The 22,107-nt window shown below is 44.1% G+C and carries 20 protein-coding genes; 15 read left to right on the top strand and 5 right to left on the bottom strand.

The genetic code is table 11. From position 1 onward, the window contains the following. Positions 1 to 231 precede the first annotated feature (231 nt). The 9 genes from D0466_RS12245 to D0466_RS22215 all read left to right on the top strand — a co-directional run bounded on the left by D0466_RS12245 (position 232) and on the right by D0466_RS22215 (position 8,204). Entirely contained in the window at positions 232 to 633 is a 402-nt protein-coding gene (locus D0466_RS12245) for an acyl-CoA thioesterase (protein ID WP_117322896.1), read from the top strand. Positions 634 to 672: 39 nt separating this feature from the next. Beyond that, positions 673 to 1,746 carry a phosphotransferase family protein gene (locus D0466_RS12240; protein ID WP_117322859.1) on the top strand — a complete coding sequence of 358 codons (1,074 nt, stop codon included), beginning with the start codon at positions 673 to 675 and terminating at the stop codon, positions 1,744 to 1,746. Between the two features lies 1 nt (position 1,747). Beyond that, positions 1,748 to 2,494 carry a 2-phosphosulfolactate phosphatase gene (locus D0466_RS12235; protein WP_117322858.1) on the top strand — a complete coding sequence of 249 codons (747 nt, stop codon included), beginning with the start codon at positions 1,748 to 1,750 and terminating at the stop codon, positions 2,492 to 2,494. A gap of 28 nt (positions 2,495 to 2,522) precedes the next feature. Continuing rightward, positions 2,523 to 4,298 carry an acyl-CoA dehydrogenase family protein gene (locus D0466_RS12230; protein WP_117322857.1) on the top strand — a complete coding sequence of 592 codons (1,776 nt, stop codon included), beginning with the start codon at positions 2,523 to 2,525 and terminating at the stop codon, positions 4,296 to 4,298. A gap of 14 nt (positions 4,299 to 4,312) precedes the next feature. Then, positions 4,313 to 5,092, top strand: a complete 780-nt coding sequence (locus D0466_RS12225) for an SDR family NAD(P)-dependent oxidoreductase (protein ID WP_117322856.1) — start codon at positions 4,313 to 4,315, stop codon at positions 5,090 to 5,092. Between the two features lie 168 nt (positions 5,093 to 5,260). Then, positions 5,261 to 6,040 carry an enoyl-CoA hydratase/isomerase family protein gene (locus D0466_RS12220; protein ID WP_117322855.1) on the top strand — a complete coding sequence of 260 codons (780 nt, stop codon included), beginning with the start codon at positions 5,261 to 5,263 and terminating at the stop codon, positions 6,038 to 6,040. A 10-nt stretch (positions 6,041 to 6,050) separates the two neighbouring features. Next, complete coding sequence (locus D0466_RS12215) at positions 6,051 to 7,031, top strand: quinone oxidoreductase family protein (protein WP_117322854.1); 981 nt, start codon at positions 6,051 to 6,053, stop codon at positions 7,029 to 7,031. Positions 7,032 to 7,869: 838 nt separating this feature from the next. Continuing rightward, positions 7,870 to 8,058: a hypothetical protein gene (locus D0466_RS12205; RefSeq protein WP_117322853.1), complete on the top strand. Its 189-nt coding sequence runs from the start codon at positions 7,870 to 7,872 to the stop codon at positions 8,056 to 8,058. Beyond that, entirely contained in the window at positions 8,055 to 8,204 is a 150-nt protein-coding gene (locus D0466_RS22215) for a hypothetical protein (RefSeq protein WP_158555896.1), read from the top strand. The genes D0466_RS12205 and D0466_RS22215 overlap by 4 nt, the downstream gene beginning before the upstream one ends. A gap of 44 nt (positions 8,205 to 8,248) precedes the next feature. On the opposite strand, the gene D0466_RS12200 is transcribed toward D0466_RS22215, so the two are convergent. After that, positions 8,249 to 9,991 carry a B12-binding domain-containing radical SAM protein gene (locus tag D0466_RS12200; protein ID WP_117322852.1) on the bottom strand — a complete coding sequence of 581 codons (1,743 nt, stop codon included), beginning with the start codon at positions 9,989 to 9,991 and terminating at the stop codon, positions 8,249 to 8,251. A gap of 250 nt (positions 9,992 to 10,241) precedes the next feature. On the opposite strand from D0466_RS12200, the gene D0466_RS12195 reads away from it, so the two are divergent. The 4 genes from D0466_RS12195 to D0466_RS12180 all read left to right on the top strand — a co-directional run bounded on the left by D0466_RS12195 (position 10,242) and on the right by D0466_RS12180 (position 14,047). Further along, positions 10,242 to 10,940 carry a FadR/GntR family transcriptional regulator gene (locus D0466_RS12195; RefSeq protein ID WP_117322851.1) on the top strand — a complete coding sequence of 233 codons (699 nt, stop codon included), beginning with the start codon at positions 10,242 to 10,244 and terminating at the stop codon, positions 10,938 to 10,940. A 191-nt stretch (positions 10,941 to 11,131) separates the two neighbouring features. Then, positions 11,132 to 11,848, top strand: coding sequence for a (Fe-S)-binding protein (locus D0466_RS12190; protein ID WP_117322850.1), 717 nt, complete (start codon positions 11,132 to 11,134; stop codon positions 11,846 to 11,848). 55 nt (positions 11,849 to 11,903) lie between these two features. Next, complete coding sequence (locus D0466_RS12185) at positions 11,904 to 13,331, top strand: LutB/LldF family L-lactate oxidation iron-sulfur protein (protein WP_117322849.1); 1,428 nt, start codon at positions 11,904 to 11,906, stop codon at positions 13,329 to 13,331. Further along, positions 13,331 to 14,047 (top strand): LutC/YkgG family protein, encoded by a 717-nt coding sequence (locus D0466_RS12180; protein ID WP_117322848.1) that lies wholly within the window; start codon positions 13,331 to 13,333, stop codon positions 14,045 to 14,047. The genes D0466_RS12185 and D0466_RS12180 overlap by 1 nt, the downstream gene beginning before the upstream one ends. Positions 14,048 to 14,252: 205 nt before the next feature. On the opposite strand, the gene D0466_RS12175 is transcribed toward D0466_RS12180, so the two are convergent. Further along, positions 14,253 to 15,308 carry an acyltransferase family protein gene (locus D0466_RS12175; protein WP_117322847.1) on the bottom strand — a complete coding sequence of 352 codons (1,056 nt, stop codon included), beginning with the start codon at positions 15,306 to 15,308 and terminating at the stop codon, positions 14,253 to 14,255. Positions 15,309 to 15,529: 221 nt separating this feature from the next. On the opposite strand from D0466_RS12175, the gene D0466_RS12170 reads away from it, so the two are divergent. Then, positions 15,530 to 17,692 carry a PAS domain S-box protein gene (locus tag D0466_RS12170; RefSeq protein WP_117322846.1) on the top strand — a complete coding sequence of 721 codons (2,163 nt, stop codon included), beginning with the start codon at positions 15,530 to 15,532 and terminating at the stop codon, positions 17,690 to 17,692. Positions 17,693 to 17,783: 91 nt separating this feature from the next. Here D0466_RS12170 and D0466_RS12165 read toward each other — a convergent pair whose 3' ends face one another. From D0466_RS12165 to D0466_RS12155, 3 genes are all read right to left on the bottom strand, one after another. Continuing rightward, positions 17,784 to 18,512: a ZIP family metal transporter gene (locus D0466_RS12165; RefSeq protein WP_117322845.1), complete on the bottom strand. Its 729-nt coding sequence runs from the start codon at positions 18,510 to 18,512 to the stop codon at positions 17,784 to 17,786. A gap of 130 nt (positions 18,513 to 18,642) precedes the next feature. Continuing rightward, positions 18,643 to 19,881, bottom strand: coding sequence for an MFS transporter (locus D0466_RS12160; RefSeq protein ID WP_117322844.1), 1,239 nt, complete (start codon positions 19,879 to 19,881; stop codon positions 18,643 to 18,645). Between the two features lie 74 nt (positions 19,882 to 19,955). Next, positions 19,956 to 21,437: an ATP-binding protein gene (locus D0466_RS12155; RefSeq protein ID WP_158555895.1), complete on the bottom strand. Its 1,482-nt coding sequence runs from the start codon at positions 21,435 to 21,437 to the stop codon at positions 19,956 to 19,958. 179 nt (positions 21,438 to 21,616) lie between these two features. Here D0466_RS12155 and D0466_RS12150 point away from each other — a divergent pair, with 179 nt between their 5' ends. Next, on the top strand, positions 21,617 to 22,069 hold the full coding sequence (locus tag D0466_RS12150; protein WP_117322842.1) for a MarR family winged helix-turn-helix transcriptional regulator: 453 nt from the start codon (positions 21,617 to 21,619) through the stop codon (positions 22,067 to 22,069). Positions 22,070 to 22,107: the final 38 nt, after the last annotated feature.

The raw sequence follows: 22,107 nt of genomic DNA, 5'->3' as shown, positions 1-22,107 counted from the left end.
AAGATGGGCTTCCACAGCACAAGGGCGATTGCGTTAGCGTTACCTCGCACGGAGAAAAGCAAACGTTTTTCGAGGTGACGCACACATTGCCGCTGGACGTGGCAGATGATAGCGGAACATTTCTTTAATGAAGGGTTCGCTTACTCCATCTTCCCGACCATGCTCTTAATACTTACATACTGACCGTTTGGTTTAATGGCTGATCTTAGGCGGAAGGGAGTGAAAAAAATGATCCATGAAACCGAAGTAACAGCACGTTTTTGCGAGACAGATGCTTTGGGACATATCAATAATACTAGTTATTTCATTTACCTGGAGCAAGCGCGGATTACGTTTTTCCAATCACTTGGATATAAAATGGATGCGGATGATTGGAACTTTATTTTGGCTTCCATCAAATGTGACTTTATCAACCAAGGTTATTTCAACCAAATTCTGCAGATTAAGAGTTTTGTATCAAGGATTGGTACCAAAAGCTTTGAAATCAATCATGACGTTGTTTGTTCCCAGACTGGCGAGCTGATAGCGAAAGGAAATGCAGTTATGGTGTTTTTTGATTTTGCTGAACAAAAAAGCAAGGAAATTCCTGAATTGCTGCGCGAAGGGTTAAAAAACTACTTTGTGCAAAATTGAAATTCTGAATATTTCAACTATGGATAAGGAGGGGGAAACATGCCTTACAAAATCGGGAAAGATACCATTCCTGTACGAAAAGGCGAGGAATTGGATTATTCAGTGCTGGAATCATTCTTGAGAAGGAATATAAAAGGGCTGCCGGGAGCACCACTTGAGGTTTTGCAATTTTCTGCAGGCCATTCCAACCTGACCTACCAATTGAAGGCAGGGGAATGGGAAGCGGTGCTTAGAAGGCCGCCATTAGGGCCGGTTGCTCCAAAAGCCCACGATATGAAGAGGGAGCATCTTATTATTTCCGAGCTTCATCCGCATTTTCCGCCAGCGCCGAAACCAATCTTATTTTCGGAGGACGAGACAATCGTCGGGAGCCCTTTTTTTATCATGGAAAGAAAGCATGGGATTGTCTTTGATACTGAATTTCCCCAAGAAATTCCACCAACAAAGGAAAATTGCTGGAAGCTTTCGGAAATCATGGTCGACAGGCTTGTCGAGCTGCATGCCATCCCGTATCAGGAAACAAAGCTGGCGGAGATCAGCAAGCCGGCAGGATTCATGGAACGACAGGTGAATGGCTGGATCTCCCGATATCTCCGCGCAAAAACAGATGATATACCCGAAGTGGAACCGTTGATGAAATGGCTGGCGGGCCATGTACCGGCGGATGGTGAGGCAACTGTCATCCACTACGATTATAAGCTTAATAACGCGATGATCAATGAAAGCCTAACAGAAATGGTCGGCCTTTTCGATTGGGAAATGACCACTATTGGAGACCCTTTGGCTGATTTGGGTGTAGCGATGGGCTATTGGACGGAAGAAGATGATCCCGCCCCACTAAAATCGGGACTCGGAAAGCCCGCGATTACGGTGAACGAAGGGTTTATGACAAGAAAGCAGTTCATAGAAGCTTATGCGAAAAAAAGCGGCCGGGATTTGTCAAATATGGACTTTTACATGACGTTTGCCTATTTCAAACTGGCTGTCATCTGCCAGCAAATCTATTACCGATATAAAAAAGGGCAAACGAAGGATGATCGGTTTTCCAAGTTTGACAGTTTTGTAAGAAGCCTTGTCGTCCACGCCTCAAACATTGCAGGCAAGGAAGCATGATATGAAGAAAATACATCTTTTGACCAGAAAAGAAGAAATCAATGAACAGAAAATGGCCGAGGGCGATAAAATTGCTGTCGTTCTGGATGTCCTGCTTGCTACCACAACAATTGTATCTGCATTGCACGATGGCGCAGTAGAGGTAATCCCTGTTTTAGATTGCGATGAGGCTGTCAGCTTGCACAAACAAAGCGGGGAGACAGATTGGATTTTGGCAGGGGAACTTTCGGCAAAACCAGTAGAAGGTTTTGTCTATCCTAGCCCTTCCATCCTTCGTAATTCAGTTTCAGGGAAAGTTTTGGTTTTATCAACCACCAACGGCACGGTGGCTTTAAGGAAATCGACAGGCGCAAAGGAAGTGTTCATTGCTTCATTATTGAACAATCCCTTTGTAGCAAGTGAAATCTCAAAGAATTGGCAAGATGAGACCATCATGGTTGTTTGTTCAGGCAATTCTGGAGAGATGAGTTTAGAGGATTTCTATGGGGCAGGACATTTCATCGATTGCCTGTACCGGGAGAAGGGCGGGGAAGTTGAACTGACGGATGCAGCCCTGGCAGCCCATTTTTTCTATAAAGGAAAACAGGACGAGGCAATTGCCATTTTGAGGTCCTCTTATGTTGGGAAAATGTTTGATAAACACCGATTTGAAGACGAGCTTGGCTTTGCCGCCCAAAAGGGCATCATAGGACTTGCGCCAAAATTAAAACAGGGAAAAATCGCCTTAGAGGCTTCCGTGAAGCAATAAACAGAAATCCGTTAAACGGGGGAAACATATGGAACGCGTTAATGAAAGAAATAAAGGTTCTGATTTTCTATTTTCGACTCTGGAGACTGACTCATTGTTCACTCCTGAAGACTTTACTGATGAACATCGGATGATTGCCGCAACCGCTAAACAATTCATTGAAAAGGAAGTGGCAGGTCATAATGATGGAATTGAAGCCCAGGATTTTGAGCTTGTCATTTCTCTTCTGAAAAAAGCAGGAGAACTCGGGCTGCTTGCACATAGCATTCCCGAGGAATATGGAGGATTGGGCCTTGATAAGATTTCAAAAGGGATTGTAGGGGAAATGGTGGGCCCTGCCAGTGGCTACGGAGTTGCCCATTCAAACCACACTTGCATTGCGACACTCCCGATCACCTATTTCGGGACTGCAGAGCAAAAAGAAAAATATTTGCCCAAGCTTGCATCGGGAGAATACATTGGGGCTTATTGCCTGACTGAGCCAAATGCAGGGTCGGATGCATTATCAGCACAGACCGTAGCGCATCTAAATGCGGAAGGTACACATTATGTGCTCAATGGAACGAAAATTTTCATTACCAATGCCGTTTTTTCAGATACTTTCATCGTCTACGCCAAAGTGGACGGATCGTATTTCACCGCCTTTATTGTAGAAAAAGGATTCCCAGGACTGTCCTTGGGCCCGGAAGAAAAGAAAATGGGCATAAAGGGGTCTTCCACCAGATCGGTCATCCTTGAAGATTGCCTGGTGCCTGTCGAAAATGTTCTCGGCGAGGTTGGGAAAGGGCATGTCATTGCGCTGAATGTGTTGAACCTTGGGCGTTTTAACCTTGGATCAGCATGCATGGGTGCAGCTAAATCAGGCTTGAAAAAATCGGTGGAGTACATCCAGGAAAGAAAGCAGTTTGGCAAAGCTATAGGCGATTTCTCTGCCTCCAAAGAAAAAACAGCAAAGATGGCTGCAAGAATTTATGCGGCAGAATCACTCCAATATCGGACAGCAAACCTATTGGAAGAAGCTCTGGGGGATTTATACGGATCAAATGACTTGAAATTGATCGGAAAACAGCTCAGCGAATATGCAACCGAATGTGCAATTTGTAAAGTCTTCGGTTCGGAAACTCTGGACTATGTGGCGGATGAAGCACTTCAGCTGCATGGGGGGGCGGGATACATCAAAGAATACCGGATTGAACAAATTTACCGTGATGCAAGGATTAATCGGATCTTTGAAGGGACAAATGAAATTAACAGGCTTTTGATTCCAACACATCTGTTCAGGAAAGCTATGAAAGGTGATATGGATTTACAGTCAAAGATAGAACAAGCAGCTGCTTCCCTGCAGCACCCCGATTCAATAGTTGAAGGGCCGCTTGCGAAAGAGAGGCAGTCTGTCGATATACTGCGAAATCTTTTCCTGATAAATGCGGGTATTGCTTATGAAGCATTCGGTTCGAATCTTGGGGACGAACAGGAAACGTTACTGCTGCTTGCTGATTTGGCGATCGAGCTATATGCGGCGGAGTCTTCGGTTTACCGTACGGTGAAATCGGTACAAAAATCAGGGGAAGAGAAATCATCCCTTAAAATAGACTTAACCAAAACCTATCTGGAGCATGCATTGTGGAAAGCAGAATCAATTACAAGAACGCTAGCGGCGCAATTGACGTCCGGTGAACAACAGCGGCAAATCGTGAAGCTGGCTTTCCACCACTGTTCAAGCCTTGCGTGTGAAGGAGGAAGTTTTGAACGAAACCGCAGGATTGCAGAAAAACAGTACGAAGCAAATCAATACACTTCCTAGGAGGGGGAGAAATCATGAGATTTTCTCAATCTATAGCTCTCATAACAGGTGCCGGGACGGGAATCGGGAAAGCAACGGCACTTCGGTTGGCAAATGAAGGGGCCAGGGTCATTCTGACAGGGAGGACAAGGTCGAAACTCGAGGAAGCCGCCCATGAAATCAATTCTGCTAAAAAAAATCCTGTAGCAGAAATATTCCGTGCCGACGTTACTGTTGAACAGGACGTCAAGGAGCTGGCCGAATATATCAGGAACCAATTTGGCAATTTGCACATTTTAATTAATAATGCCGGAGGCTCCAAGCATTCCAGGGTGCTGGAAACTACGGAAGAGGATTGGGATGCCGTACAGGATGCAAATCTAAAAAGCGTTTTCCTGGTCTCAAAGTACCTTGGGAAATTAATGGCCGAGTCCTTCACAAAGGAAGAAAAAAATCAAGCCGACAGGGCCATCGTCAATGTGGCATCCCTTTCAGGCCATCAGGCCGGGGCGCAAATTCCGCATTACAGCTCTGCAAAAGCCGGAGTGATTAATTTAACAAAATCGCTGGCTCTCGAGCTCGCACCTTACCGTATCCGTGTCAATTCCGTTTCCCCGGGGTTTGTCGAAACTCCATTGACGGAGGCAGGGCTGCAAAATGAGAAATTTCAAAAGGCAATCGAGCGCAATACTGCTTTAAGAAGGGTTGGAAGGGCTGACGAGATTGCTAATGTGATAGCGTTTGCCGCCTCAAGCGAAGCTGCGTACATGACTGGAAGTGATCTGCTTGTCGATGGCGGATGGCTGATTATGTAGTAAAAGAGAGTCGTTGGGATTTTTTTCCTCATGCCAGCGGCTGTTAATTTTTTTTAGTATATCAGCGAAAATCTAAATATATCAGAAGAATCTCAGATATATCAGCAAAAGTATATGGACTCAGCTATATCTTGGAAAAAATGAAAATTTATCAAGGGAGGAATTGAAATGGGAAAAGAAGATCTATTGGTTTCAGTCGAAGGATCGATCATGAGCCTTACACTAAATCGTCCTGAAAGCTTGAATGCTTTCAGCCCCGATATGATTTTAGGGATTCAGGAGGCCATTAAGGAAGCTGAAACAAACCCGGATATCCGGGTTATCGTATTATCCGGTGCAGGCAGGTCATTTTCTGCAGGCGGTGATGTGAAAACCATGGGGACGTCATCCGCGACGCAAGTATATGACCATATCGGGCGCCTGAACCAGTTAATTTTGGCCATGAAGGAAACAGAAGTCCCCATAATTGCAGCCATCCACGGTTTTGCGGCAGGTGCCGGCTTCAATCTTGCCCTTGCCTGCGATATAATCATCGCGGCTGAGGATAGTCAATTCGCGCTCAGTTTTTCCAAGGTGGGCTTAGTATCGGATGGCGGCGGCTCATATTTTGTCCCTAGGCTGATTGGCCCCCATCTTGCAAAACAGTTCTTTTTCAGCGCCGAACCGGTCGCGGCCAAGCGGCTATACGAGCTTGGCGTTATTAGTCACCTTGTTCCTCTTGAAAGGTTACATCAGGAGACTCTTGCTTTTGCCTCAAAACTTGCGCAGGGTCCTACAAAGAGTTATGGAATGATTAAAAAGCTCGTCAACCATTCCCTTACAGCAAGCCTGGAGGAAATCCTCGAGCAGGAACGGATCACTCAAACAATGATGGTATCCACCAGCGATCATAAGGAAGGAATCGCCGCTTTTAAAGAAAAAAGAAAACCGGTGTTTACAGGAAAGTGAGGAGAAACCGATGAAAGCAATCCAATTGAAAGAGTACGGAGGCCCTGAAGTATTAAATAAAATTGAAATAGACAAGCCTGTCCCCAAGGGCCATGAAGTACTAATTGAGGTCCATTCGGTCGGCGTCAACTATGCAGATACAGCCCGCCGGCAAGGCCAGTACGTAGTTCCGACCCCGCTTCCTTTCATTCCGGGTGCGGAAATAGCAGGAGTAGTTACTGAAGTTGGGGACAAGGTAACAAGGATTAAGCCTGGCACGAGAATCGTCAGCCTGATTGAATCCGGCGGGTACTCAGAATACGCCTTGGCAAATGAATTTTCTGTCATACCGCTCCCCGACAATGTCGATTTCCATCAGGCAGCAGCACTGCCGCTTCAAGGATTAAGTGCTTATCATGTGCTTAAAACAATGGGCAGGCTTGAACCTGGTGAAACCGTTCTGATCCATGCCGCCGCAGGAGGTGTCGGGACAATTGCCGTCCAGCTGGCCAAGATTTTTGGAGCAGGGAAGGTAATAGCAACCGCCAGTTCGTCCGAAAAACTTGAGCTTGCAAGGGACATGGGCGCAGATGTCCTGATTGATTACACAATGGATGGATGGGAAAAGGAAGTGCTTGATGCAACCGCCGGGAAAGGTGCAGATGTTGCCCTTGAAATGGCGGGAGGGGATGTGTTTAACAAAACACTGAAATGTCTTGCGACTTTTGGAAGGCTTGTCGTTTTCGGTAATGCAAGCGGTGAACAGGTGGAGTTTAACCCGACCCTGTTAATGCGAAGGAACCAGTCCGTCATCGGTTTTTTTCTGCCGCAAATTATGAAAAAACCGGACCTGCTGCTCCCAAGCATTCAGGAGTTATTCACTTATGTGGCCGAAGGGAAGCTGAAACTGACGATTGGCGGAGTCTATCCGTTAGAAGAAGCGGCCAACGTCCATACCTTATTGCAAGGGCGCCAGACCAAGGGCAAATTAATATTGGAAGTGAAAAGATAAGGGCTCTGGAAACTGCAGTGAAATGAAAGCAAACGGCCGAAAACACTAATTCAGTTATAACAAAACCAGCTCCCTTTTTTAAGAGGCTGGTTTTGTATATTTGGTATTCTATTGTTTAGATTATGCTTTGGAACCTATCCTTTCATAACTATTATTCCTTATTGCCAAGATCGTTTTTGAAAAATATGGTTCTCTCCATCATTTCATAAAAAGTACTAAATAAGTTGAGAAGAATTACGCATTATCAAAGTGGAGAAACTAGTGTTCTATTGGCTAGGCAGTTCTCACAAGCCTTTTAGCTTGCTGAAAGGCATTTAAAACTGTGCTCACATGAATTTGCCAGTAGATTTTAATCATATTATGGTAAATCTAATTCGATCCCTGTCCCACGTCCTTATCTGGAAGCATGAAAGGGGTACCTTGAGGTGCTCTTTTTTCTCTAAAAGCTCCCGGCTCTCAGCAGTGTTCCCCCGGTGTCATTTGTAGGATGAACCCATTCTTCCCCTGACATCATTTTTCCAGTGTTGAATCCTTTGAGGCGAAATTACTGTCGCCAATTACCACCCATACAGGTTGACAAACGGATCAGTCACATGAAAACCGGTTTCTTTAAAGCTGGGTGCATTGTTTTAAAGAGGCTGGGTTTCGTCCAAAACTGGTGATGAAACCCGATTTTTTGAATTTCTTCTTCAGATCCTACCTCCGAAATTACAGGACTAGTTTAACCACATGATTGTTGAAATATGCTTGCATAATTAAGCTGAATTAAACCCCATCATAATAAAAGGCTTCTGTTAAAAGAGGTCATTTCCATCCTGTAAAAAGGATGCAGCATGACATGACAAAAAAGGGGAAGGTGAATGAGTTGAAAAGAAAAGCAAATGTAGATGGTGCAGTTAAAACAAGCCATACTCCGTACCGGAACCAGGCAGAACATGATTTTTCCAATGAATTCGCTGCTGATGAAAATGAGATGAAGGGTTTCAACCGAAATTCGAAGCAAGGAAGAAAGGGCAGAGCACAATGAAAGAGAAGAAGGATCATTTGCGAGAAGACAGTCCTGTTTCGAATACACGGGAAGAATTCGGCACAGAATTCACCGGCGGTTTGAACGCGGCGAAAATTTACGATGTCCTGGTTAGCGGGAAAAGAAATAAGCCCGGAAATAAATGAAAAATGGCCGTGAGCATTGCTCATGGCCATGGTTAGTGGTCCTATTATTTTGTCCAAGAAAATATTTGTGACCCGTTTCCCGCAGGGTCAAAGTATGCAAGCATGATGGACGGCTTCGCTTCAATCTTTCCGGTTTCCAGGTATTTCTTTAAATCAAAAGGAAGTTCTTCAAGCGAGGTATGCTTGAATAAATCCTTCTCATTCAGCTTCAGTGAGTCAAACCTCACTCCAAGCAAGCTGGGTTTGCTGAGAATTCTTTCATAAATGGCGGAACGCTCACGTTTATCGAAAGTTTGGTTCCACCACGGTTTCCTGGGTTTGTATTTTTGGCTGTTTACATAATCGTATTTCATCAAACCGATTGCCATTTCAAGCGTTTCCGGTTTCACGTCCGTTAAAAACTGCTGCAGCCTTTTAAATAAATCCTCCAATTGATGCCCGATCCGCGACCACCCCTGTCCGTCCCAGTAAGTACCGAAATTCTGGAAAAAATCGAAAGGTGAAGGGAAGGCCTCTTTTACGAGGTATTCGACAGTCATGTCCATGCGATGCGCGTTCCAATACTTCTCCAATACATCTTCCACCTGTTTAATTCTCACGATTTCACCAAAAGACAGCACATTATTACCCAGAATTTCGTACGGGGAATGATCGCTGAAAAGATAATCATGATCTTTAGCACGGATCCTAAGCCCTGTCCCGCGGAGCATTTTTAAAAAGCCAAGCTGAAGTTCTTCCGGCCGGAGGGCAAACACATCATTGAATGTCTTGCGGAATGATTGATAGTCCTCTTCTGGGAGGCCTGCAATCAAATCGAGATGCTGGTCGATTTTTCCGCCTTCTTTTACCATAGTCACCGTACGGGTAAGCTTTTCGAAATTTTGTTTCCGCATAACCAGCTCATTCGTATAGTCATTAGACGACTGCACCCCGATTTCAAAACGGAATAAGCCATGGGGAGCATTATCATTCAAAAATTGGATGACCTCAGGTCGCATGATGTCTGCTGTAATTTCAAACTGAAAAACAGTGCCGGGAACATGTTCGTCGATCAAAAACTGAAACATTTCCATCGCATAGCTGCGGCTGATATTGAATGTCCGGTCAACGAATTTGATGGTTTTTGCGCCATTTTTCATCAGGTACCGGATATCCTCCTTCACTTTCTCCCGGTCAAAATACCTTACTCCGACTTCAATCGAAGAAAGGCAGAACTGGCAGTTGAATGGACAGCCTCTACTGGTTTCAATATACGTCACCCTTTTTGAGAGCTGCGGGATATCCTCCGCAAAACGGAAAGGGGAAGGCAGCTCCTTTAAATCAAGCTTTGAGGCCTGCGGCTGAATCACATTCTTGCCGTTTGAACGATATGCGATACCGCTGACCGTTTGAAAATCCTTTTTTCCATGCAGTTCTTCTAGGAGCTTCTTGAAAGTAATCTCCCCTTCACCTATTACGATGAAATCTGCTTCGGGAATTTTCTCCAGCCACTCTGTTACATCGTATGTTACTTCAGGGCCTCCAAGGATAATGACAAGCTCGGGATTGATTTTCTTTAGCATTTGGATGACCTTGATGGTTTCTTCAATATTCCAAATGTAGCAGCTAAAGCCGATAATATCAGGATTCTTCGAATAAAGGTCCCCGACAATGTTCATAACAGGGTCTTTGATCGTATATTCCGCAAGGCTGACATCGAAATCCGGAGCAGCATATGCCTTCAAGTACCGGATTGACAGGCTGGTATGGATATATTTAGCATTTAAAGTAGCAATAATTGTGTTCATATGCTTAAGCGGCGGTAAACGCCGGAAGCTCCTTTCAAAATTGGATTGTGGTTCTATAATGTTTAAAGCTCTAACACTATATTCTATCATAGTATCGCCATTTGAAAAGATGAAAATAACCAGAATGTGTTCTTAAAAAAGGAACCTTGCCACTTTGAAAAAAAAAGGCGGTATCGCGGATCATTTGCATTATAATAAGAAGCAAGCGATTACATATTAGGTTTTTAGATTGGTGATGGAGAGTGAATGGATGGCTTTCAAGAGAATAAAACCAAAGAAAATCTATGAAATAGTAGCAGAGCACTTGTATGAATCTATTAAAAAAGGCGAATTGCCGCCCGGTACAAAACTGGACTCTATTGAGCAGCTGGCCCTGAATTTTCAGGTAGGCCGGTCTGCGATAAGGGAAGCGTTAAGCGCCTTGCGCAGCATGGGCCTGGTGGAAATGAGGCACGGTGAGGGCACTTATGTGAAACAATTTGATCCGAGTTTAATAGCAATTCCTTTATCCAATGCTATTTTAATGAATAGTGAGGATATTGCGCATTTATTTGAAGTGCGCAAGATCCTCGAAACAGGGGCAGCAGCAGCGGCTGCAGAAAACGGATCATGTCAGGATATTAAAGACATTGAAAAAGCGCTGAGAGCAATGAAATCAGCCAAGGAGAATAGAGCAATGGGTGAAAAAGCGGATCTTTCATTCCATTTGGCCATTGCCAAGGCCTCGAAAAACCCGCTATTGGCCACGTTGACGAACCAGGTCGCCGATATGATGGCGGCTGCAATCAGGGAAACAATCCTATTATATTCGACAGAAGCGCTTTACCAGGAACATGCAGCCATATACGAAGCGATTAAAGACAAGAATGGAAGCGGTGCCAGGAATGCGATGAGCCTCCATTTAAGCAATGTTGAAGTGACCTTGTTGGATTCTTTGGCGGAGCAATAAGTTAGGCTATTTTGCCAGTATATTTTGTTATTTATTGTATAAATTTCGTATCTTTTGAAAATTTAAAATGTTATAGTTTTATTTAACAAGTATTAAACAAGTACCTGATTAATTGGTGTATGAAGCTAGTAATTATAAGTCATCCGATGACCTGTCGAATACCCAATGAAAGTGTTAAGGGAGGATTTAAGATGAAAGTAACTCTTTTTGCGACCTGTCTTGTGGACATGTTCCAATCAGGCGTTGGCAAAGCAACCGTTGAACTGTTGGAAAGATTGGGCTGTGATATAGAATTCCCTGATTCACAGGTATGCTGCGGCCAGCCAGCATATAACAGCGGATATGTCAAAGAATCAAAAGAAGCCATGAAAAAGATGATTGGTACGTTTGAAAACGCTGAATACATAGTTACCCCATCCGGCTCATGTGCGACCATGTTCAAAGAGTACCCTCATATCTTTAAGGATGATGGGGAATGGAGGGAAAGAGCCCAGAACGTAGCGGACAAAACATATGAACTGACCCAGTTTATTGTGGATGTATTGGGCATTGAGGATGTTGGAGCCCGTATGAACGGGAAAGCGACCTATCATACTTCTTGCCACATGACGCGCCTATTGGGCGTGAAAGAAGCTCCGTTCAGGCTTTTGGCCAATGTAAAGGGACTTGAGTTCGTTCCGCTTCCAGGAGCCCATAATTGCTGCGGGTTCGGCGGAACATTTTCTGTTAAAATGGGACAAATCTCAGAGCAGATGGTCGATGAAAAGGTCGAGCATATCGAGGAGACAGACGCTGAGATCATAATCGGCGGGGATGCAGGCTGCATGATGAACATCGGGGGCAGAATCGGCCGAAAAGGAAAACCGATCAGAGTGATGCATATTGCGGAAGTATTAAACAGCCGTTAAGTGCCCTGTTCCTTCCAGAAAAATCCAACCTAAAATAAGAAAGGGGCTTTGGAAAATGCCAATGAAATTTGGTTCTGTTGATTTTAAAGAGCGTGTCAGTACCGAATTGGAAAATAAATTCATGCGCTCCGCAATTTCAAGCGCACAGGAAAGATTGCATGGACGCCGCCTTGATGCAATTGAAGAGCTCGGAAATTGGGAGTCTTGGCGTTCGCATGGGGAAGAAATCAGGCAGCATGTTCTCGAAAATCTTGATTACTATCTCCATCAACTTACTGAAAACGTTTCCAGGCTTGGAGGCCATGTTTTCTTTGCACAGACTGCCGAGGAGGCAAGTGCTTATGTTAAGGAAGTTATCCAATCGAAAAATGCAAGGAAAATCGTGAAATCGAAATCAATGGTAACAGAAGAAATAAATCTTAACGCGGTGCTGGAGGAGACCGGCTGTGAGGTTGTCGAAACCGACTTGGGCGAGTACATCCTGCAGGTAGATGACCATGATCCCCCTTCCCACATCGTTGCACCTGCCCTCCATAAAAATAAAGAACAAATTCGCGATGTTTTCAAGGAGAAACTTGCATATCAAAAAACAGAGAACCCAAAAGAATTGACAGCACATGTCCGCGAAATCCTAAGAAAAGATTTTTTAACGGCGGATGTTGGAATCACAGGCTGTAATTTTGCAATTGCCGACAGCGGATCGGTAGGTCTTGTAACGAATGAAGGCAACGGGCGACTGGTGACGAGCCTTCCAAAAACGCAAATAACTGTAATGGGTATGGAACGGATTGTCCCGTCCCATAAAGAGTTTGAGGTTTTGGTCAGCATGCTGACCAGAAGTGCTGTAGGCCAACGGCTTACGAGCTATATCACCGCATTGACAGGGCCGAGGGCACAAGGGGATGTGGACGGGCCGGAAGAATTCCACCTGGTCATTGTTGATAACGGGAGATCAAAAATACTTGGCACCGAATTCCAGTCTGTACTTCAGTGTATCCGGTGTGCGGCATGTGTCAATGTCTGCCCTGTTTACCGCCATGTTGGCGGCCATTCCTACGGATCCATCTATTCGGGTCCGATTGGTGCTGTGCTGTCCCCGCTGCTCGGAGGTTATGATGATTTCAAAGAATTGCCTTATGCATCAACACTTTGCGCAGCCTGCACGGATGCGTGTCCGGTAAAAATACCGCTCCATGAACTGTTGCATAAACACCGGCAGGTAATCGTCGAACGGGAAGGGCGTGCCCCAGTATCTGAAAAATTGGCAATGAAAGCTTTCGGTTTAGGGGCTGCATCACCTGCTCTTTATAAATTGGGTTCAAAAATTGCGCCTTCCGCCATGAGCCCGTTTACTGCCGGCGAAAAGATCTCCAAAGGACCGGGACCGCTTAAAGCCTGGACTGAAATTCGCGATTTCCCGGCACCGAACAAGGAAAGATTCAGGGATTGGTTCAAGAACCGGGACAAAAGGGGGGAATCGTAATGGCAGGAAACATCCAAAATAGAGAGTCGTTTTTAGATAATATCGCAAGGCAGCTTGGAAGAGAGAGAGTGACCCATATCAAGCGCCCCGAGTGGAAATTTCAGCCGCAGCATGAGGTACTTAAAGGAGCGACACAGGAAGAGCTGGTTTTGATACTTAAAAACCATTGTACACGAATCCATACAGAATTTTATCAAACCACGGCAGGCCAGCTTGCGGATACCCTTAAATTCGTCGTGGAAAGCATGGGCGGGGGGCCGGTGGTCATCCCGAAGGACACACGTTTTAAAGAGTTTGGTTTATCTGAGTTGATCCATGTTGCATGGCCTGCGGAAGATATCTCCGTTCATGAATGGAATCATGAAATCGGCCGTGAGAACATTGATTTGGCTGAGCAGGCAAACGTGGGTATTACCTTCAGTGAAATCACATTGGCAGAGTCAGGTACCGTCGTTTTGTTCAGCGATAAGGATAAAGGACGTTCGGTGAGCCTTCTGCCGACGGTTCATATTTCCATCATTCCGAAAAGCACCATCGTCCCGCGTATGACCCAGGCGGCACAAAGGATTCAGGAGAAAGTGGAAACAGGGGAAGTCCTCCCAGCCTGTATCAACTATGTAACCGGCCCGAGCAATTCTGCCGATATCGAAATGGACCTTGTCGTCGGGGTTCACGGCCCGGTAAAGGCTGCATATATTGTTGTCGATGATAAATAAGAAAAGCGTCCTGGCCGGGACGCTTTTCTTATAGAAATAAAAAAGATTACTATTTTCCAGTAGTAACTGAATTTTGCTTAATAAACGGAATAATGGTGCCGGCGAAGACATGTGGATGTGGCGTTTTTCGTCGGCCAGCTCCCAACCCGACGCGATAGGAAGTACTTGTGCCGATATACTCTGCCAGGTGCTTCCGTTTTACTTATTAATAGCTTGACGACTGTTTCTGCCATTTTTCTTTATACAGCTTGATGTACATGCCAACACTTTGTATTAATTTCTTAGTCCGGGAAAACTCCAGTTCAATCAACGGCTGGGCGATTGAAGCGATGATCCTGCTTGACAGGACAATCGTTATTAGCAAGGAAATACCGCCAAGCATCAAGAAGTTTTCAAGATTGGTAAAGTGGTCTCGAATTTCGCTTTCCCGGAAAAACCGGACAAAAAATCCATGAAGCAAATAAACATACAAGGTCTGCTTTCCCCACTGAGTAAAGAAATAATGCCCCGCAGGTATAAGAGCTAAGAAACTAAAAACCATCACAAGGCTCAATACGTAAAATCCTAAACGCTTAAACATGGAAATTAGGCTCGCTGCCTCCAGTTCCGAATACGGTTTGGAGCCTAGCAGCCACTTATAATTGATATCGGGATTAATATAAAATCCGATAAAAACCGCAGCCATTATAAGAAAAGCAAAGGTGCGTGCTTTAAACGTGAACAACTGGTTGATATGGTCTTTCGATAAATGGTAACCGATCAAGAACATCGGAAAAAATACAAAAGTTCTCGAAAGGCTTAAATAGTTTGATACCGAATCGACATAACCGATTAATAAGGCAATCAATAGTGCAAGCCCGATGCCCGACGCCGGCTTCAGTTTAGCAAATCCAAGCAGCATGATATTCCAGCAAAACAAGCTGATCAAAAACCACAGGGACCACTGCGGATATAGGAAATCCAAAGCCAGGCTGGATTTATGGTATAAGTAGTAATAATAAACAGCGTATATGACTTGGAAGATCATATAAGGAAGAATAAGCTTTTTCGTGATTTTCGAAACATAGCCCTTTTTGTAGAATCCTTTAGCAAAGAAGCCCGAAACAAGGATAAAGGCAGGCATATGGAACGTATATATTGTTTTGTAAAGTGAATATATCGCTTCATTATCATTCACAAAAGCTTTTAGCAAATGGCCGAATACTACAAAAGCGATCAAGATAAATTTTGCATTATCAAAAAAATAATCCCGTTGTCTCATGTTTCCCTCCAGGCCAGGCAGTTTATAGATAATAGACTCCTTCCCTTAATACCCGACATTATAAAGAAAAATTCCTTTATATAAACATGTAATATTAACCAAATTTTTTTGGATTGAAATTCACTTAAAAAAATACTACCTTTTACCCATTTGTGTCTATAGGAAATTTCGGTATTTATGTAGAATATTGGTATAAAAGTGGTTAACGGAGGGTTGGAAAAATGTATACAGGCATAGAATCCGTTTCCGGCTACAAACAGGAGATTGATAAATTAAATAGCCAAATCGAACAATTTAAGGAATTGATCGACCATACCTTTGAAGCTTTGATCATCGTGGATGAAGGCAGGCAAATTATTTATTCGAATTTTGAGGCCTGTTCGTTATTCGTCATGTCCAGGGCAGAGGTGCTTACTAAAAACTTGGAAGATTTCTTAATTGATACACCGGCTGACATTCTTTCTTATCAGGAACAATTGATTTTTGCAAAGGGAACCTTTAAGGATGAGTGGGTGATCCAGCCTGCCGCGGGCGCGCAAAAACAGGTTGAATTCATTGGTTTTCCATATGAGAAAGGAAAAAAAGTGGTTTACAAATTAAGGGATGTGTCTGTAGAAAGGGCTTTGTTGAAAGAAAGAATGGTGACCACACACATGTTTCTCGATGTGTTCAATAAAGCGGTTGATTGCATTGTCATCTATGATAAGGAAGGTGCCATCATTGATGCCAACGTTTCCTTTTGCAAAACGATGGGCCGGAAACGGGAAGAGTTTGTGGGTGAAAAAATCCAGGATTTCATCAATCCTTCCCAGCTTAAAACTTGGCAGATGAGCATGGAAAAGGGAGCAGCAACAGGCGACATTGAGATGTGTGATGGCGAAGGCATTATCCGATTTGAGTACTCAACGAGCTCAAATATTTTTAATAAGCATTATATGTCCATCTTCAGGAACATCACGGAAAAGGCGCTAATTGAGAGAAAGTTGGAAAAGAGCGAACAAATATTTTCCGAGTTGTTTGACCAAACATTGGATGCTATCGTATTTTGGGATGAACATGGTGAAATTTTCCGTGTAAATCACTCTGCCTGCAAGATCTTTGAAGCGAAACGTGAGCGATTGATCGGAACACAGCTTGAGGATTATATTTATAAAAAGGATGAGAAATATAAATCGATGGTATCAACCTTCTGCGAAAAAGGGGAGGTACGGGAAGAGCTTTTTTATAAAATGCCGAACGGGCAAATTAAACTGTTAGAGTTAACGTCCAAAATGCATTCAAGTGAAGGATATAACATAACGATTTTCAGGAATGTCAGCGAGCGGTGGAAAATTGAAAAGGAATTAAGGAAGAGTGAGAAGAAATTCAGGAAAATATTCGAGGGTTCACTGGATGGAATGATCCTCTGGAATAGGTCTGGATTTGCCGATATTAACGAAATAGGCTGCAATATTTTGGAATTGCCAAAAGAAAAGCTTCTTTCCATGTCGGTCAGCGAGGTCCTGGAGATGATTCCGGACAATATAGATAAGCTTAACAGCCATATTGAAAATGTCCAGCAGAAAGGACAGGATAAAACAATCGTTCCGCTTACTTTTGAACAGGGAAAGATCAAGCACATTGAATTCTCCACAAGGAAAAACTTATATTCCGGGCTGCATTTGACCATCTTCCGGGATATTACGGAAACACTTGAATTGCAGGAGCAAATCCGCAAATCGGATACCCTTAATGTCGTGGGTGAGCTGGCGGCGGGGATCGCCCATGAAATAAGGAATCCGATGACCGCGCTCAAGGGATTTATCCAGCTGCTCCAAGGCAGTGTCAAGGAAGACTTTTCAAATTATTTTAATGTAATCACTTCGGAAATAAAGCGGATCGAAACGATCATTACCGAATTCCTTGTGCTAGCAAAGCCACAGGCAATGCGCTATTTTCGGCAAAATGTAATCGGGATCATGCATGAAACATTGGAATTGCTAGGGGCGCAGGCGCTATTTCAGAATATTCAATTTCTGACTGAATTCGACGAAGAAGAGTTCTTGATCTATTGCGAAGGGAACCAACTTAAACAGGTATTCATCAATATCATTAAAAATGCCCTTGAAGTAATGCCGGACGGCGGGCGTATCTATATTAAAGCGAAGCGGGAAAATCAAGACTATATTAGGATTTCCATCGAAGACGAAGGTCCGGGCCTGCCGGAAGAAAAGCTAAAAAAGCTTGGAGAGCCCTTTTATACGACCAAGGAACGGGGAACCGGGCTTGGTTTAATGGTCAGCTATAAAATCATAGAGGAACACAACGGCCTGGTCGAGGTGGAAAGCGAAGAAGGGAAGGGAACGACCTTCCACATCCTGCTCCCCTTTGGATTTGGAGGCTGACAAAACATTCTGTATGTCCCTATTATCCCAATGATTATATATTGGCTCCTGGTTGTTCAAAGTGCAAACAAGTGGGAAATGCAGCGCGCGTTCACATTTCAAGCAGCAGAATCATAAACAGCAGCCCGATGATGAATGAATAGGTAGAGCTGCGTTCGTTCCCGTCCCCGTGGCTCTCAGGAATCAGTTCCTTGTAGATGATGAACAGCATTGCCCCCGCGGCAAAAGCAAGCCCGTACGGGACAAGAAAACCGATATAAGAAGTTAAATAGTATCCCAGTAATGAAGTAACGATTTCAATTGTTCCCGTTAATGTTGCAAGAGTAAAAGCTTTAATCCTGCTGATTTCCTGATTGATTAAGAACAGGGCGACCAACAAACCTTCCGGTGCATTCTGTAGCCCGATTGCAAAAGCGATTAAATTGCCTGTATCAGCGTTATCGGAAGCATAACTGACACCTACTGAAAGGCCTTCCGGTATATTGTGCAATGTAATGGCGGCGATAATCAGCAGGGCCTTTTCATCGAATTCTATTCCGCTTTTGGTATGCTCTAGATCCATATGCGGAATGTTTTTTTCCAAAACCGTTAAAGTCAGGACTCCTAATAACACTCCGATTACAAGCTGTATATAACCGCCGCTTTCCAGGGACCCGGGAATCAGGCCCTGAAGGGAAGCAGCCATCATGATGCCCGCAGTAAAGGCCAAAAGTGAATCCCTGAACCTATGTGAAATCGCGCCCTTAAGGAAGAGAATCACTAGCGCTCCCGCCCCGGTGGACATGGCAGATAAAATACTGCCAATCAATACTTCGCTCATATGTGCACTCACCCCCTTAAGTAAAATCCTTCGGTGCCTTCCGTCCGCCTATAGTGAAGATACATCATATACTATCCAAAAGTGGATAAATTGTTCCCGAAATTTGCATTGCTGATTTAACTAACATCCGTCATCCGGCATTGAAATACCACTTCCTGAGCTTTTCATCAGAAGGCAGGAAGAAGGCTGCCAGGCCGAGGAGGGGCATGAATCCGACGATTTTTATAGTCCTGTCTATCCCGATTACATCTGCAATGGAACCTAATGCCACAGAGCCAATTGCCCCCATTCCAAAAGCGAGTCCGACTGTCAGCCCTGCCATGGTGCCGACTTTCCCGGGGACAAGCTCCTGGGCATAAATAACTGTAACCGAAAAGCTCGTCAAGATCGTAAAACCGGCCATAGCAACTAAAATAAAAGATGCGAACGGAGGTACAAAAGGCAATAGAATCGTTAATGGCGCACTGCCGGCAAATGAAATAAAAATGATTCTTTTCCGCCCGTAACGATCGGCTAGGGGCCCGCCAAAGAAAGTCCCAAGTGCACCAGCTGCCAAAAAAGCAAAAATATATAATTGAGCGGTTTTGATGCTAAATGAATATTGTTCTATCAAGTAAAAGGAATAAAAGTTAGTAATACAGGAAATATACCAGGAACGGGCAAATATGATAAAAAGAATTAAAGCAAGCGCCAGTCCAATGGCTTTCTTATTAGACAACCGCCCCCTTGTGTTCACGTAGGCCTTCTTGGTCTGCAACACTTCAAGCCTATCAGAATACCAGCGGGCGATATAACCCAATAATAATACTGCTGTGAAAGCTACCGGTGCAAACCAAAATGCTCCTTTTTGGCCGAATGGCACAAGGACAACTGCCGTGATCAGAGGAGCCAGGGCTTGTCCGCTATTCCCCCCAACCTGATAGATCGATTGTGAAAGCCCCCTCTTAGGCCCGCCAGCGAGAAATGCAACCCTGGAACCTTCCGGATGGAAAACGGCGGAGCCCACACCAATCAATAATACGGACAATATGACAACAATATAAGTAGGGGCCATCGCCAATAGGACTATGCCCGCCAATGAAAAGGTAAGGGCAATGGGCAGTGCGTACGGCAAAGGCTTTTTATCCGTATACCAGCCCACGGCAGGCTGCATGAGGGATGAAACGATATTCAGCGCGAACGCAATCATGCCAAGCTGGGTATAACTTAACGACATGGACTTTTCAAGAATTGGGAACATGGCCGGAGCGACCGATTGAATGGTGTCATTAAGCAAATGGCAGATACCGATCATAAAGAGGACATTATAGGCAGTAGCCTTTGGATTTCCTGATGATATGTTTTTCACTGCGGGTGCTGTGCTGGCCATAAATAAAACTCCTAACTGATGATAGTGTTAATTGTTATTTACCGTCTTCGCCGATCAGGACGATTTTTTACGCGTCAACCAGCATTGGCGAGAGGTAATTGGATGACTGCCTGTGTTCCGGAGCCTTTCTTGCTTGAAAGTTCGATGCTCCCTTGAAACTGGCTCAATATTCTCCTGCAAACGTAAAGGCCCAGCCCGGTTCCTGACTGTTTGGAAGAATAAAACGGCTGAAAAACGTTTTTGAGGCCTTCCTGGGATATTCCAAATCCTGTATCCGTGATGGTTATTACCGCCCTTTTGGATTCAGCCGTTATTTTTATAGATAATTTTCCTCTGTCAGGCATTGCTTCAAAACCATTTTTTGCTACATTCAACACAACCTGTTTCATCTGGTGGGACGAACAACGCACCATAATGGGTTCATCAGGCAAATGAACGGCCATCTGGCAATTATAAAGCTTTGCTTCCGACTCCAGGATTGGCTGCAAGTCTGTAACCACCTGCCGGATATCCAAGACATCCAATTTTTGGGCGATCGGTTTCCCCAACACCAGAAACTCGCTGACAATGTTGTTTATCCGTTCGATTTCCTTCATGATAACCGAAAAATAAAATTGATCGTCCCCATCTGTATACTTCTCCTGGAGAAGCTGCATTAGCCCCTTTATTCCGGTGAGCGGGTTTTTAATTTCATGGGCCGTACTTGCGGCCAGTGTCCCTATAACCTCAATCTTTTGTGCTTCAAACAATTGAGTCTGTTTTTTTGCCTCTCTTCTCAGGAGCAAGTACTTAATTGTTAGAAAGATGATGTGGGTCACGATTAGCCCAAAAACGGTGCCGATCATGACAGACCGATAATCCATCGATTCTTTTTTTGGGGGCATCTTCACCCTTATGCTCCAGGAAACCTCGTCAGCTGGAATAGTGATCCATTTGCCTTCATTTATATCGCCGTTGTTTTCGTGATTGACCCGCAAAATGGAGAAGCGCTGTTTATTTACAACCTCTACTTTATAGTCGGGAGTCAGAATGGCCATGACATTCTCCATATAGTCGATGCGTACCTGGGCCAATAAGAACCCGGTTACATTATTTCTTTCATTAAGAATGGGAGACGAAATGGTGAAATAACTGAAAGTACCCTTTCCGTCCATTCTCTTTTCAGATATAATGGGTTTCCTGGTAATAATCGAAGTCCGGATATCACTGCCATCCATAAGGGGCATATGCAAAAACATATCATTCGTTCCTGCTATCGAATAACCTTTCCTGTCCAGTAAAAACATTCCTGCATAGCGGGGATCCGTACTTTTTGCCCGGGCCAGAAGATCCTTGCTCTTTTCCTTGTCATTTTGCAAGGAAGAACCACTGAGTGCGAGGATTTCCAGGTTATTCTTGGTTTCCTTCAATACCTTATCCAGATATTCGTGGTGGACCGACCCCACCCATTCACTCTTTTTCTTTAACGATAGACTCGCTGCCCTGTCCAAATAAGTCATATAAACTGCTGTGAAAATAAGGAGCGGTATAATCACGATTCCAATATATAACTTCATATTTTGATTGTTTTTGCACATAATAACACTCTACTTTATTTTGTTTATCTTAGTATATCAAAAGAGTAGGCAAAACAATATTCCCCGCTTATGCTAAATTGACAAAGTGTTCCAAAATCCTTATAATAACTTTGAATTCGAGATATTAGGAAATTAGATTGCCAAAGGTTGTGAGCTGATTGAACGAAAGCAGTATTAAACAATCACTTAAGTTGTTCATTGTACTATCAAGGGCACATCGGTCTATAAATGACGTGGTGAATAAATATATCGCAGATCAAGGTTTAAATCCTACGGAATTCGCAGTGCTGGAATTGCTCTATCACAAAGGAGACCAGCCGCTGCAGCAAATCGGAGGGAAGATTTTGCTTGCAAGCGGAAGCATCACCTATGTTGTGGATAAGCTTGAACAAAAGGAGTATATCAGGCGCGTTGCGTGCAAAAGCGACCGGCGTGTTACGTTTGCCCAAATTACAGACAAGGGCAAGGCCTTTATTGAGTCTATATTTCCCGAGCATGAGAAAAGGATTGATGAAATCATGAGCACACTGTCTGAAGATGAGAAATCGACGGCAATAGAGCTGATGAAAAAAATCGGGTTCCATGCGGCGGGCAATGATGAGCAAAAATAAATGGTAAACACACCCCCCTAAAAAAGGGGGTTTTTTGT

It is taken from the genome of Peribacillus glennii, from assembly GCF_003429105.1.
In the GTDB taxonomy this organism is placed as follows: Bacteria; Bacillota; Bacilli; order Bacillales; family DSM-1321; genus Peribacillus; species Peribacillus glennii.
The sequence above is the reverse complement of the archived record's forward strand: the minus strand, read 5'-3'. Positions and strand labels throughout refer to the sequence as shown.